The 13,826-nt window shown below is 65.6% G+C and carries 11 protein-coding genes; 6 read left to right on the top strand and 5 right to left on the bottom strand.

Annotated elements, in window-relative coordinates:
• The first annotated feature begins 40 nt into the window (after positions 1-40).
• From IE116_RS14535 to IE116_RS14510, 6 genes are all read left to right on the top strand, one after another.
• Entirely contained in the window at positions 41-502 is a 462-nt protein-coding gene (locus IE116_RS14535; protein ID WP_229828180.1) for a rhodanese-like domain-containing protein, read from the top strand.
• Between the two features lie 4 nt (positions 503-506).
• The gene (gene grxC, locus IE116_RS14530) at positions 507-770 is read left to right on the top strand and encodes a glutaredoxin 3 (RefSeq protein ID WP_189613503.1); all 264 of its coding nucleotides are present in this window, start codon (positions 507-509) and stop codon (positions 768-770) included.
• A 130-nt stretch (positions 771-900) separates the two neighbouring features.
• Positions 901-1,425 (top strand): protein-export chaperone SecB, encoded by a 525-nt coding sequence (gene secB, locus IE116_RS14525; protein WP_179583794.1) that lies wholly within the window; start codon positions 901-903, stop codon positions 1,423-1,425.
• Between the two features lie 22 nt (positions 1,426-1,447).
• On the top strand, positions 1,448-2,500 hold the full coding sequence (locus IE116_RS14520) for an NAD(P)H-dependent glycerol-3-phosphate dehydrogenase (RefSeq protein WP_189613501.1): 1,053 nt from the start codon (positions 1,448-1,450) through the stop codon (positions 2,498-2,500).
• Positions 2,501-3,085 carry an LOG family protein gene (locus IE116_RS14515; protein ID WP_189613500.1) on the top strand — a complete coding sequence of 195 codons (585 nt, stop codon included), beginning with the start codon at positions 2,501-2,503 and terminating at the stop codon, positions 3,083-3,085. It abuts the gene before it with no gap.
• A gap of 43 nt (positions 3,086-3,128) precedes the next feature.
• Positions 3,129-4,133: a Bug family tripartite tricarboxylate transporter substrate binding protein gene (locus tag IE116_RS14510; RefSeq protein ID WP_373303000.1), complete on the top strand. Its 1,005-nt coding sequence runs from the start codon at positions 3,129-3,131 to the stop codon at positions 4,131-4,133.
• A gap of 14 nt (positions 4,134-4,147) precedes the next feature.
• On the opposite strand, the gene IE116_RS14505 is transcribed toward IE116_RS14510, so the two are convergent.
• From IE116_RS14505 to IE116_RS14485, 5 genes are read right to left on the bottom strand one after another with little or no spacing between them, the layout of a single operon-like run.
• Entirely contained in the window at positions 4,148-4,618 is a 471-nt protein-coding gene (locus tag IE116_RS14505; RefSeq protein ID WP_189613498.1) for a tRNA (cytidine(34)-2'-O)-methyltransferase, read from the bottom strand.
• 2 nt (positions 4,619-4,620) lie between these two features.
• Positions 4,621-6,210, bottom strand: coding sequence for an efflux transporter outer membrane subunit (locus tag IE116_RS14500; protein WP_189613496.1), 1,590 nt, complete (start codon positions 6,208-6,210; stop codon positions 4,621-4,623).
• Positions 6,207-9,320: a multidrug efflux RND transporter permease subunit gene (locus IE116_RS14495; protein ID WP_189613493.1), complete on the bottom strand. Its 3,114-nt coding sequence runs from the start codon at positions 9,318-9,320 to the stop codon at positions 6,207-6,209. The genes IE116_RS14500 and IE116_RS14495 overlap by 4 nt, the downstream gene beginning before the upstream one ends.
• Complete coding sequence (locus tag IE116_RS14490; RefSeq protein WP_189613491.1) at positions 9,317-12,433, bottom strand: MdtB/MuxB family multidrug efflux RND transporter permease subunit; 3,117 nt, start codon at positions 12,431-12,433, stop codon at positions 9,317-9,319. Before IE116_RS14490 ends, IE116_RS14495 begins: the two co-directional genes overlap by 4 nt.
• A complete protein-coding gene (locus IE116_RS14485; RefSeq protein ID WP_189613488.1) occupies positions 12,433-13,779 on the bottom strand; it encodes an MdtA/MuxA family multidrug efflux RND transporter periplasmic adaptor subunit in 1,347 nt (448 codons plus the stop codon). The genes IE116_RS14490 and IE116_RS14485 overlap by 1 nt, the downstream gene beginning before the upstream one ends.
• Positions 13,780-13,826 lie beyond the last annotated feature (47 nt).

The following is a 13,826-nucleotide window of genomic DNA, read 5'->3' as shown; positions in this document are numbered from 1 at the left end:
CCTGCGGCAAATACCAACATCCATCGTGATGGCGAGTCGCTTGCAGGACATACCGAGTCCGGGGCGTTCTATCAGATCTCCTCTTCAGGATCCTCTAGTGAAATTCTTAATCGATAACATCTTTCTGGTTGCCCTGGCGGCCGTGTCCGGTCTCATGCTGCTGTTGCCGACCCTGCGCAACGGCAAGCGGGGCGGGGCCGTCACGCCCGTCGAAGCCACCCAGATGGTCAACCAGCGCCAGGCCGTGTTCGTCGATGTCCGTCCGCCCGCCGAGTTCGCCGAAGGCCGCATTGCGCAGGCACGCAATGTGCCGGAAGCGGAAATTGAGCAGAAAGCTGCTGCTCTTCCCAAGAACAAACCCTTGGTCCTAGTCTGCATGAACGGAAAGGCCTCTGCAAAGACAGTTGAAAAATTCCGTAAGCAAGGCTTTTCCGAAGTCACCAGCCTGGCTGGCGGCATCGCAGGATGGGTCCAGGCCGGGTTGCCAATCGCCAAAGGATAACGCCATGCAAAACGTTGTGATGTACGCCACGGGCTATTGCCCCTACTGTCAACGCGCCGAAATGCTGCTCACGCAGCGCGGTGTGGAAAACATCGAGAAGATCCGCATCGATGTCGACCGGACCAAGCGTGACGAGATGATCGAGCGCACTGGCCGCCGCACCGTGCCGCAGATCTACATTGGCGACACACACGTTGGCGGCAGCGACGACCTGGCGGCGCTCGACCGGGCCGGCAAGCTGCTTCCGCTGCTCAACGGCGAAGCGTGACGTTTTTGTCCCGGCGCGTCTGATATGCCTGCCCGGCCGGTGTATCGTGCCGGGCTGAGATGTTTTTTCCGTTCCGGCCGCCTGCGGCCGGATTCTGCCCTCCGGCTCCCGTTTATCGCGAATTCCGTCCATGTCCGACATCCAAGACCAAGAAGCTCCCGCTCCTGTTTTCAACATCCAGCGCGTCTACCTGAAAGACCTGTCGCTCGAGTTGCCCAATTCGCCGCAGATCTTTCTTGAACAGGAACAGCCCGCGGTCGAAGTGTCGATCGACGTCGGCGCCGCCGCCCTGGCCGAAACGGTGTTTGAAGTGACCGTGACGGCAACCGTCACGACCAAGATCAACGACAAGGTGCTGTACCTGGTCGAAGGCAAGCAGGCCGGCATTTTCGAACTCGCGAACCTGCCGGCCGAACAGCTGGATCCGGTACTGGGCATCGTGTGCCCGGGCATCGTCTACCCCTACCTGCGTTCGAACATCGCGGACGCGATCAGCCGTGCCTCGATGGCGCCGCTGCATCTGGCCGAAGTCAACTTCCAGTCCATCTACGAGCAGCGCATTGCCGCCGCGATGGAACAGCAGGCTGCCGCCGAAGCCGCCGGCAATGACAGCGGCATCATCCTTCCGGGTGGCGCTGGCGACATCAAGCACTGATCGCCCGACCGGAGCGGTGCTCATGACTGGTACGCACCGTCCGCTGCGTGTGGCCGTGCTGGGCGCGGGCAGTTGGGGCACTGCCCTGGCTGCCGCCAGCGCCCGCAACCAGCCCACCCTGCTGTGGGCGCGTGACCCGGCCATGGCGGCCAGCCTGGCGGCATCGCACGAAAACACCCGCTACCTGGCGGGTGTGCCGCTGCCTGACACGCTGGCCTACACCAGCGAACTGGACGCCGTTTTTGGCCACCTCGACCATGCGGACACCGATGCCCTGATCATTCTCGGCGTGCCGGTGGTCGGCATGGCGGGCGCCTGCCGCATGCTGGCCGATGCGCTGGCGCGGCGGCCGCTGGCCAGGCTGTCGGTCGTCTGGACCTGCAAGGGCTTTGACGCCGACACGGGCCGCTTGCCGCACGCCGTGGCCGCCGAAGTGCTGGGCGGCATGCCTGGCGTGTCGACCGGCGTGCTGTCGGGGCCGTCGTTCGCGCGCGAGGTGGCCCAGGGGTTGCCGGTGGCGCTGACGGTGGCAAGCAGCAGCGCCGACCTGCGCGAGCAGGTCACGCATGCGCTGCACGGCGGCGCGATCCGCGTCTATGCCAGCGACGACGTCGTGGGTGTGGAAGTGGGCGGCGCCGTCAAGAACATCATGGCCATTGCCTGCGGCATTGGCGATGGCCTGGGCATGGGCGCCAACGCCCGTGCCGCATTGATTACCCGCGGACTGGCCGAAATGACCCGGCTGGGCGTGGCGCTTGGCGCGCAGGCCGATACCTTTTCAGGTCTGACCGGCCTGGGGGACCTGATCCTGACCGCCACCGGCGACCTGTCGCGCAATCGCCGCGTCGGGCTCGAAATTGGCCGGGGCGCCTCGCTCGACGCCATCCTGGCTGACATGACGCAGGTTGCCGAAGGTGCGCGCTGTGCGCCGGCCGTGCTGGCGCTGGGCCGGCGCCATGGCCTGCAGATGCCGATCACCGAGGCGGTCTGCGCGGTGCTGTTCGACCGCGTCCCGCCCGCCCTGGCCGTTTCCCGTTTGCTTGCACGCGATCCGCGTGCCGAAGGAGCTGTATAGATGGATGCGATCTGCGTCTATTGCGGATCGAGTCCCGGGACCGATCCGCGTCATGCCGAGGTCGCCCGCGACTTCGGCACCGCATTGGCCCGCCGCAATCTGCGGCTGGTGTATGGCGGCGGCAACGTCGGCCTGATGGGCGAAGTGGCCAATGCCACCCTTGCCGCCGGCGGCACGGTTACCGGCATCATCCCCGAGCGCCTGTGGGAAAAGGAAGTGGGCCATCGCGGCCTGACCGACTTGTTCGTGGTTCCGACGATGCATGCGCGCAAGGCGCGGATGGTGGAACTGTCGGACGCGTTCGTCGCCTTGCCGGGCGGCTTCGGCACGTTGGACGAGCTGTTCGAAGTGTTGACCTGGCAGCAGATCGGCTACCACCAGAAGCCGGTCGGCCTGCTCAATGTGAACGGCTACTACGACGGCCTGATCGAATTCGCGCGCCATGCGCATGCCCAGGGCTTCGTGCGTAAGGAACACCTGGACTCGATGATTATCGATACCGACATCGAGTCACTGCTCGACACCCTGGTCAACGCCGAGCCGGTGCGAGTGGAAAAGTGGTTGAATCACGATGTGCCGGTCTGAGCACCGGGACATCGTCAAAAAACAAAATCTCTGGAGACACCCCATGACATCCCGTACGACGTCGGCGCCGCGCCGCACTCTGATGCTGGCCGCGCTGACGGCCGTCGTGGCCGGCGCCTTTGCCGCGCCCGCCGCCTATGCGCAATCGGACTGGCCCAACCGGCCGATCAAGATGATCGTGCCGTTCCCGGCCGGATCGTCGCCTGACACGCTGGCGCGCATGATCGCGCAGCCGCTCGGCAAGGCGCTGGGCCAGGCCATCGTCATCGACAACAAGCCGGGCGCCGGCGGCAACATCGGCACGGCCGCGGTCGCGCACGCGCAGCCTGATGGCTACACCATCCTGTACACGATCAACGGTCCGCTGGTCACTGCGCCCGCGTTGTACACCAAGCTGCCGTATGACCCGGTCAAGGACCTGGCCCCCGTCACGCTTGTTGCCACCAGCCCCAATGTGCTGGTGGTGGACCCGGCGCTCAAGGTCGACTCGGTGTCGGCACTCGAAGCCCTGGTCAAGAAAGAACCGGGCAAGCTGAATTACGGGTCGGTCGGCGCCGGCAGCTCGGCCCATCTGGCCATGGAATTGTTCAAGGGCCGCCAGGGCCTGGACATCCTGCACGTGCCGTACGCGGGCTTTCCTCAGGTGATCACCGCCATGCTGGGCAACCAGGTGCAGGCCGCGTTCATGGTGCCCGCGATCGCGATGCCGCAGGTGCGCGATGGCCGCGTCAAGGCGCTGGCCGTGACCAGCTTGCAGCGCAGCCCGACGCTGCCCGATCTGCCCACCATGGTGGAGCAGGGCTCGCCCGGCTTCGAGGCGATTTCGTGGAACGCCGTCCTGGTGCCGGCCGGCACGCCGCAAGCGCTGGTGGATCGCCTGAACACGGAACTCGTCAAGATCATTCGCAGCGACGAAGCCAGGACGCTGTTCACGGCGCAATATTTCACGCCAGTCGGCTCGACGCCTGCCGAATTGAGCGCGTTGATCAAGAAGGAAACGCAGGTGTTGGGCGGCGTGATCAAGCGGTTGAACCTGACGCTGGATTGAGCCCGCGGGCGGGATTATCCCCCGCCCGCATACCCCTGCTGCCGCCAGGCCTCGAACACCACCACGGCCACCGAGTTGGACAGATTCAAGCTGCGCTGCCCGGGCTGCATGGGCAGCCGCAGCCGTTGATCCTCGGGAAACGTGTCGCGCACTTCGGGCCTGAGCCCGGCCGTCTCGCTGCCGAACACGAATGCGTCACCCGGTTCGAACGCCACGCCCGCAAAGGATCGTGATCCCTTGGTCGTGAAGGCAAAGACCCGCTCGGTCCGTGCGCCTGTGGCCGCGATGGCGTCGGCAAAGTGGTCATGCACCTTGACCGCGGCCCACTCGTGATAATCCAGGCCGGCGCGCCGCAGCTTGGCGTCGTCCAGTTCGAAGCCCAGGGGCCTGACCAGGTGCAGTTGCACGCCGGTGTTGGCAGCCAGGCGGATGGCGTTGCCCGTGTTGGGCGGGATCTCCGGAGAGACGAGTACGACGTGGAACACGATCAGTCCTGGGGTCGGGGTTTGACGGGGGGCGCAAGGTTCTGATCCCAGCCACCACCAATGGCGGCGATGAGCGAGACGCTGGCCGCGAGGCGGTTGCCAAGCAGCGTCAGGTTCGTGCGCTCATTATTGAGCGCCGTCGTCTGGACCGTGACCAGGCTCAGGAAGTCGATGATGCCGGCTTCGAACTGGTTGGTGGTCAACCGCAACGATTCACGCGCGGCGTCCAGGGCCCGTTGCTGCACGACCTGTTCGCTGGCCAGCACTCGCAATTGAACCAGATTGTCTTCGACTTCACCCAGGGCGGTCAGCACGGTCTGCCGGTACGCGGCCACCTGCGCATCGTAGGCGGCTTCGTTCTGCGAGACCTGCGCGCGGCGCAGGCCCCCGTCAAACAGCGGCGCGGCCAGGGCCGGGCCCAGCGACCAGAAACGTGCCGGCGCCGTCAGCCAATCCGCAAAGGTGGAGTTGCGATAGCCGCCGCTGGCCGACAGGGTCAGGGTCGGGAAGTAGGCCGCCTTGGCCACGCCGATCCGCGCGTTGGCCGCCTGCATGGCGCGTTCGGCCGCGGCAATGTCGGGCCGCCGTTCCAGCAGTTCCGAAGGCAGGCCGACCGGCACGTCGGGCAGCGCGGTATTCAAAGGCGCCGGCGCAATCGCGACATTGGACGGGGGCTGCCCGGTCAGGATCGCAATGGCGTGTTCCAGTTGCGCGCGCTGCCAGTCCAGATCGATGGCCTGGGCGCGCGCGCCTTCCAGCTGCGCCCGCGCCTGGACGATGTCGGCGCGTGCACTGACGCCCACGTCATACCGGTTTTCGTTCAGCCGCAGCGACCGTTCATACACCTTGATCGTGGCTTCGAGCAGCCGCTTCTGTTCGTCCATCACGCGCAACTGGAAGTAGTTGCGGGCCAGGGTGGACTGCGCGCTCAGGCGGGCGGCGGCCAGGTTGGCGGCGCTGGCCTGCACGCTGGCCGAATCGGCTTCGACACCGCGTCGGATGCGGCCCCACAGGTCCACTTCCCAGCTCGCGCTCAGGCTGGTGCTGAACTGATTGCGGATGCTGGAACCGCTGCTGGGCGTGCTGATGATGGTGGTGCCGGTGCCGGTGCCAGTCCCGGTCCCCGTGCCGGTTCCGATCCCGGTGCCGGTCGTGGTGGTCGTCGTGCCGCTGCTGACGCCGTTGCCGCTGCGCGTGGCCGACGCATTGCCGTTCAGGGTCGGCAGCTCGCCCGCACGCGTGCCGCGCAGCACGGCAATCGCCTGGCGGTACTGCGCTTCGGATTGCGCCAGCGTCTGGTTGGCCGCTTCGACCTGGGGCATCAGCCGGTTCAGAACCGGGTCGTTATAGATTTCCCACCAGGCGCCGCGTGTGATGTCGTCGCTGGGTTGGGCGGCTTTCCAGCCTTCGGTTTCCTTGAATTCGATACCGATCGGCGCAGTGGGCCGATGGTAGTCCGGCCCGACGGCGCACCCTGCAAGCAGGGCGGCCAGGGTCAGTCCGGCCAGCAAATTCAGGGCGGCGGGGCGCGATGGCCGGAGCACGCGGGCGTTCACGACGGAACGCGGCGCCACGGTCAAGGGCTGCTTCATAGATTGCCTCCAGGGAGCGGCAGGGCAGGCGCGGGTGTGCCCCAGCGCCGATGCGCCCAGTGGCGCATCCGGTCAAGATAGAGATAGACCACCGGAGTGGTGTACAGGGTCAGCAACTGGCTCAGGAACAGGCCGCCAACGATCGTGATGCCCAGTGGCTGGCGCAGTTCGGCGCCCGCGCCGGTGCTCAGCACCAGCGGCAGGGCGCCCAGCATGGCCGCCATCGTCGTCATCAGGATGGGACGAAAGCGCATCAGGCAGGCCTGATAGATGGCTTCGCGCGGGGACAGGCCCAGCCGCCGTTCGGCGTCCAGGGCAAAGTCCACCATCATGATGGCGTTCTTTTTCACGATGCCGATCAGCAGGAACACCCCGATCAACGCAATCAGCGTGAACTCCTTGCCCAGCACCATCAGCGCCAGCAACGCCCCGATACCCGCCGACGGCAGGGTCGACAGAATGGTCAGCGGATGGATATAGCTTTCATACAGAATGCCCAGCACGAGGTACATGGTGATCAGCGCGGCCAGGATCAGCCAGGGCTGCGCGCTGAGTGTCGACTGCAGTGCCTTGGCGCTGCCCGCAAAGCCCGCCTGGATTTCGGTCGTGGGCAGGCTGATGCGCGCGATGGCCTGTTCGATGGCCGCGGTGGCCTGGCCCAGCGACACGCCAGGCGCCAGGTTGAACGAGATGGTGTCCGCCACGAACTGGCTGTCGTGTTGCACGCTCAGGGGGGCATTGGTGGTCTGCCATTTGGCAAAAGCCGACAGCGGCACGCGCGTGCCCGCAGCCGTGATCACGAATACCTTGCTGAGCGCATCGGCGTTCTGCGCATAGCGCTGATCCACTTCCATGACCACCCGGTACTGGTTCAAGGTGTTGTAGATCACCGAAACCTGCCGCTGCGTGAACGAGTTGTTCAGCACCGCCGCAATGGTGGACATGTCCACGCCCAGCCGCGTGGCCGTTTCGCGATCGATCTGCAGCGAGACCTGCTGGCCCTTGTCTTCGATGTCGGTATCCACATCGGCCAGCTCCGGCATCTTCACGAGCGCCTGCTGCACCTTGGGCATCCACTCGCGCAGCGCCGACAATTCCGATGCCATCAGCGTGTATTGGTACGACGATCGCGATGATCGCCCGCCGATGCGGATGTCCTGGTTCGGCACCATGAACATCTGCGCGCCGGCAATGTTCGACAGCCGCATCCGCAGGCGCGCGATCACCTGGTCGACGTTTTCCTTGCGCTGCGTGATCGGCTTCAACTGGATCATCATGAAGCTGGAATTGCTGCCGCCGCGCCCGCCGCTGTAGCCCACCATGCTCTCCACGGCAGGGTCCGACAGCACAACCTTGCGGAAGTATTCCAGTTTCGGACCCATGGCCCGGAACGACGTGCCCTGGTCGGCACGCACGAAGCCCATCAGCTGCCCGGTGTCCTGCTGCGGGAAAAAGCCCTTCGGGACCTTTACGTACAGATAGACGTTCAACCCGACGGTCAGGCCAAGCACGATCACGGTCAGCAGCGAGTGCTTCAAGGCCCAGGTCAGGCTGCGGTCATAGCCGCGCAGCAACGCATCGAAGAAGCGGCCCAGCGCGCGCGACACCCGGCCTGGCGGCTTGGTCTGCGCAGGCGTCTTGAGCAGCCGCGCACACATCATGGGCGTCAGGGTGAGCGACACCACCAGCGACACCAAAATGGCGGCCGACAGCGTGACGGCAAACTCGCGGAACAAGCGGCCAACGATGTCGCCCATCAGCAGGATCGGGATGAACACGGCGATCAGCGACAGACTCATCGACAGCACGGTAAAGCCGACTTCGCGCGCGCCCTTGAGCGAGGCGCGCAGCGGCGACATGCCTTCTTCGATATGCCGGGAAATGTTCTCGAGCACCACGATCGCATCGTCGACCACGAAGCCGGTCGCCACGATCAGCGCCATCAGCGACATGGTGTTGAGCGAATAGCCGCACAGCCACATCACGATGAACGTGCCGATCAGGGACACCGGCACGGCCACGCTCGGGATCAGCGCCGCGCGCCCGTTGCGCAGGAACAGCAGCACCACCATGATGACCAGGCCCACGGCAATGACCAGCGTATGTTCGGCTTCCTTGAGCGATGCGCGGATGCTGGGGGTACGGTCCTGCGCGACCGTCAGTTCGACATCGCCCGGCAGCATCGACCGCATCTGTGGCAGCGCATCGCGAATGCGGTCCACGGTCTCGATGATGTTCGCATTGGCCTGCCGGCTCACCACCAGCAGGATCGCCCGCTGGTTGTTGTAGAAGCCCATCTGGAACAGGTCTTCGACCGAATCCTCCACCCGCGCGACGTCGCTCAGTCGCACGGCGGCGTTGTTGCGGTACGCAATGACCAGTTCCTGGTACTGGCTGGCCTTGCGCAACTGGCCGTTGGTGGCCACCTGCCAATGCGTGGTGTCGTTTTCAAGCACCCCTTTGGGGCCGTTGGCATTGGCCCCGGTCACAGCCAGCCGCACGGTATCCAGCGGAATGTCGTACTGATTCAGCAGATCCGGGTTGAGTTCGATCCGCACGGCCGGCAGGGAACTGCCGCCCACCTGCACTTCGGCCACGCCCTGGATCTGCGCGATGCGCTGCGCCATGATGGTCGAGCCGACGTCGTACAGCTGGCCCTGGTCCAGCGTCTTGCTGGTCAGCGCCAGCACCATGACCGGGGCCGACGACGGGTTGCGTTTGTTGTAGGTCGGATTGCTGCGCAGGGCCGACGGCAGCATGCTGCGCGCCGCGTTGATCGCGGCCTGCACATCACGCGCCGCGCCGTCGATGTCGCGGCTCAGGTCGAACTGCAGCGTGATCCGGGTGGATCCTTGCGAACTGCTCGACGTCATCTCGCTGACCCCGGCAATGCTGCCCAGCGACCGTTCGAGCGGCGTCGCCACACTGGACGCCATCGTTTCCGGATTGGCGCCCGCCAGGCTGGCCGACACCGAGATCGTCGGGTAATCGACCTGCGGCAAGGGCGCCACCGGCAGCATCAGGAAGGCAAGCACGCCCGCCAGCACGATGGCCAGCGTCAGCAGCGCGGTCGCCACCGGCCGCATGATGAAGGGCGCCGACAGGTTCATGCCGTCTGGTCTCCGGTCACCGGCACGCCATCCTTGCGCGCGCGGCGGTCACGCACGCGCTGCCCCAGGCGATCGAACATCAGATAGATGACCGGCGTGGTGAAGAGCGTCAGCACCTGGCTGACCAGCAGGCCGCCCACCATCACGAGGCCCAGCGGCTGACGCAGTTCCGCGCCGGTGCCGGTGCTCAGCATGAGCGGCACCGCGCCGAACAGCGCGGCCAGCGTCGTCATCAGGATGGGGCGAAAGCGCAGCAGCGCCGCCTGGTGGATCGCGTCCCGCGGGCTCATGCCCTGCTTGCGCTCGGCGTCGCGCGCAAAGTCGATCATCATGATCGCGTTCTTTTTCACGATGCCGATCAGCAGGATGATCCCGATGATGCCGATCATGTCCAGATCACTGCCCGCGATCATGAGCGCGAGCAGGGCGCCCACCCCCGCCGACGGCAGCGTCGACAAAATGGTGATCGGATGGATGTAGCTCTCATAGAGCACACCCAGCACGATGTACATGGTGGCGATCGCCGCAATGATCAGCAGCAACGTGCTGTCGAGCGAGGTCTGGAAGGCCTGCGCCGCGCCCTGGAAGCGGGTCTGGATCGCGGTCGGCATGCCGATCTCCTGCTCCGCTTTCAGGATGGCTTCCACCGCGCCGCTCAGCGAGGCCCCCGGGGCCAGGTTGAACGAGACAGTGGCCGACGGGAATTGCCCGAGGTGGCTGATCGCCAGCGGCGTGTTCCGTTCCGACACCTTGACGATGTTGGTCAGCGGGACCTGCTTGCCGTCGGCCGACGCCACGTGGATCTGCGACAGCGACGACGGGTCCTGGCGGAACTGGGGCTGCACTTCCAGCACCACGCGGTACTGGTTCGACTGCGTGAAGATGGTCGAGATCAGCCGCTGCCCAAGCGCGTCGTACAGCGCCGCGTCGATCGTCGTGGCGGTGATGCCCAGCCGCGACGCCGCGTTGCGGTCGATCTCGATATAGGTCTGCAGCCCCTGGTCCTGCAGGTCGTGGTTCACGTCAGCCAGCTGCGGCAGCGTCGACAGCTGCTCGACCAGCTTGCGGGTCCACACCCCAAGGTGCGTCAGGTCGGGGTCCTGCAGCGTGAACTGGTATTGCGTGCGGCTGACGCGGTCTTCAATGGTCAGGTCCTGCACCGGCTGCATGTAGAGCTTGATGTCGGGCACATCCTGCAGGGCATGCTGCAGCCGCTTGATGATCACGGGCGCCGTATCGGAACGGTTGCTGCGCGACTTCAGGTTGATCTGGATGCGGCCGCTGTTCAGCGTCGCATTGCTGCCGTCCACGCCAATGAACGACGACAGGCTTTCCACGTCCGGGTCTTCCAGGATCACCTTGGCCGCCGCCTGCTGGCGCTGCGCCATGGCCGAGAACGATACCGACTGCGAGCTTTCCGTGATCGCCTGGATCACGCCCGTGTCCTGCAGCGGAAAGAAGCCCTTCGGGATCAGCACGTACAGCAGCACGGTCAGCAGCAGCGTCGCCAGCGCAACCAGCAGGGTCAGCGGCTGATGCGCCAGCACGCGCTGCAGCATCCGGTCGTAGCCCGCAATGATGCGGTCGAACACGGCGCCGCTTTTCCGATAGAAGCGCGTCTGCCGTTCTTCCGGAATGTGCTTGAGAAACTTGGCGCACATCATCGGCGTCAGCGTCAGCGAAATGACGAGCGAGATCAGGATCGACACCGCCAGCGTGACCGCAAACTCACGGAACAGCCGTCCGATCACGTCGCCCATGAACAGCAGCGGGATCAGCACGGCGATCAGCGACACCGTCAACGAAATCAAGGTAAAGCCGATCTGCGCGGCGCCCTTGAGCGCGGCATGCAACGGCGTATCGCCTTCTTCCAGATAGCGCGCAATGTTCTCGATCATCACGATCGCATCGTCGACCACGAACCCGGTCGCCACCGTCAGCGCCATCAGCGTGAGGTTGTTCACGCTGAAGCCGGCCAGGTACATGATGCCGAAGGTCCCGATCAGGGACAGCGGCACCACCACGCTCGGGATCAGCGTTGCCGTGAAGTTGCGCAGGAACACGAAGGTCACCATCACCACCAGCGCAATCGCCAGCAGCAATTCGAACTGCACGTCTCGCACCGATTCCTTGATGGTCTCGGTCCGGTCCGACAGCACCGCCACGTCCAGCGTGCTGGGCAGGCCGGCCTGCACGTCGGGCAGCAGCTTGCGGATGCGGTCGACCACGTCGATCACGTTGGCGCCCGGCTGGCGCTGCACGTTGATCAGAATGGCCGGCTTGCCGTTGGCCCATGCAGCCTGCCGGGTGTTCTCGGCGTCTTCGACCGTCTCGGCCACGTCCGACAGGCGCAGCGGCGCGTTGTTCTGGTACGAGATGATCAGGTTGCGATACTGGTCGATCGTCTTGAGCTGGTCGTTGGCGTCCAGTGTGGTCGCGCGGCTCGGGCCATCGAAATTGCCCTTGGGCTGATTGACGTTGGCGCCGGTAATGGCCGTGCGCACATTGCTCAGGTTCAGGCCGTAGGCCGCCAGCGCCTGCGGATTGGCGCGGATCCGCACCGCGGGCCGCTGGCCCCCGGCGATGCTGACCAGCCCGACGCCCGACACCTGCGCGATCTTCTGGGCCATGCGGGTGTCGACCAGATCGCGCACCTTGTACAGCGGCAAGGTCGGCGACGAAATCGCCAGGGTCAGCACCGGCGTGTCAGCCGGATTGACCTTGTTGTAGATGGGCGGGGCGGGCAGGTCGCTCGGCAGCAGGTTGGACCCGGCATTGATCGCGGCCTGCACTTCCTGTTCGGCAATATCCAGCGCCAGGTCCAGGTTGAACTTGAGCGTGATCACCGACGCGCCGCCCGAACTGATCGACGACATCTGGTTCAGGCCCGGCATCTGCCCGAATTGGCGTTCGAGCGGCGCGGTCACCAGCGACGTCATGACATCCGGACTGGCGCCCGGGTACTGGGTCGTCACCTGGATGGTCGGGTAATCCACTTCCGGCAGCGCCGACACCGGCAGCAGCCGATACGCGATCAGCCCGGCCAGCAACAGCGCAATCATCGCCAGGGTCGTGGCGACCGGGCGCAGGATGAAGATCCGTGACGGATTCATCAGGGTCTCGGGGTCTGTCCGCGGTTCGGGCGGGGGCCGCCTTCACCACTGCGTTGCAACTGGCTGCCGGCGGCAGCCGGGACATCGGAAGCGCCGGTCACCACTTCTACCTTGGCGCCGGCGCGCAGGCGGTCCACGCCCTCGACCACGACCGGCTCGCCGGGTTTCAGGCCTTCCGTGACCGCGACCCGTTCACCATTCGGCTGCCCGAGCTTGATCACGCGCACGTCGATCGTGTTGTCGGGCTTGACGACATACACAAAGGTGCCCGGAGTGCCCCGCTGCACGGCGGCGGTCGGGATGACGGTGGCGTCTTTCAGTGTGCGCACTTGCAGGCGCGCATTGACGAACTGGTTCGGGAACAGCGATTCGTCCTTGTTCTCGAATCGCGCTTTCATCTTGACGGTGCCGGTCGTGACGTCGATCTGGTTGTCGAGCGTGTCGAGCACGCCGTCGGCGATCTTGACGAGGTCGGCCCGGTCAAAGGCTTCGACCGCCAGGCGATTGCCGCCGCGCAGTTGCTGCAGCACGCGCGGCAGGTCGGCTTCGGCAATGGTGAAAATGACGGAAATGGGCTGTGTCTGGGTGATGATGACCAGGCCGTTGGTATCGCTGCTGCGCACCAGGTTGCCCTGGTCCACCTGGCGCAGGCCGACCCGGCCGGCGATCGGCGCCGTGACCCGGGTGTAGTCGAGCTGCAACCTGGCGTTGTCGACCGCGGCCTGGTTGGTCTTGATGGTGCCTTCGTATTGGCGCACCAGCGCGGCCTGCGTATCGACCTGCTGGCGGGCGATCGAGTCCTGCGAGAACAGCGTCTGGTACCGGTCCAGGTCCTTCCTGGCGTTTTCCAGCTGCGCCTGGTTCTGCTGCAGCGTGCCTTGCGCCTGCGACAGCGCCACCTGATAAGCGCGCGGATCGATCTGGGCGATCAGGTCCCCCGCCTTGACCCGCTGGCCTTCCTTGAACAGCACTTTCATCAGTTCGCCGTCGACCCGGCTGCGCACGGTAACGGTATTGAACGAGGTGACGGTGCCAAGCGACTTGATGAAGACATCCAGGTTTTCGGACCGGGCGGCTTCTACCTTGACGGGAATCGGGGGCATCGCAAAGGCGCCTGCGCCCGGCGGACCTCCGGCGCCCGCGGCGCGTGGGCCGCGCGCACCCGCCGCGCTGGGCGCGCCAGGGGCTGCTTCCTGGGCCGTCCGCCCCTGCCACCACCACCAGCCGACCGCGGCAAGAATGAGCAGAAGCGCCACGATCCACGGCCACCGCGCGCGGCGGGGCAGGGGACGGGACGGGGACGCTGGGTCGCCGGAGCGATCGGGCGCGGGAGAAAGATCAGCCATGGTGTTCCAGGAGGGGCCTTTGCGTGACCGTTAAGGTAGACCAGAAG

This window comes from Pigmentiphaga litoralis, from assembly GCF_014651835.1.
In the GTDB taxonomy this organism is placed as follows: domain Bacteria; phylum Pseudomonadota; class Gammaproteobacteria; order Burkholderiales; family Burkholderiaceae_B; genus Pigmentiphaga; species Pigmentiphaga litoralis.
This window is presented reverse-complemented; position numbering and strand designations above follow the sequence as displayed.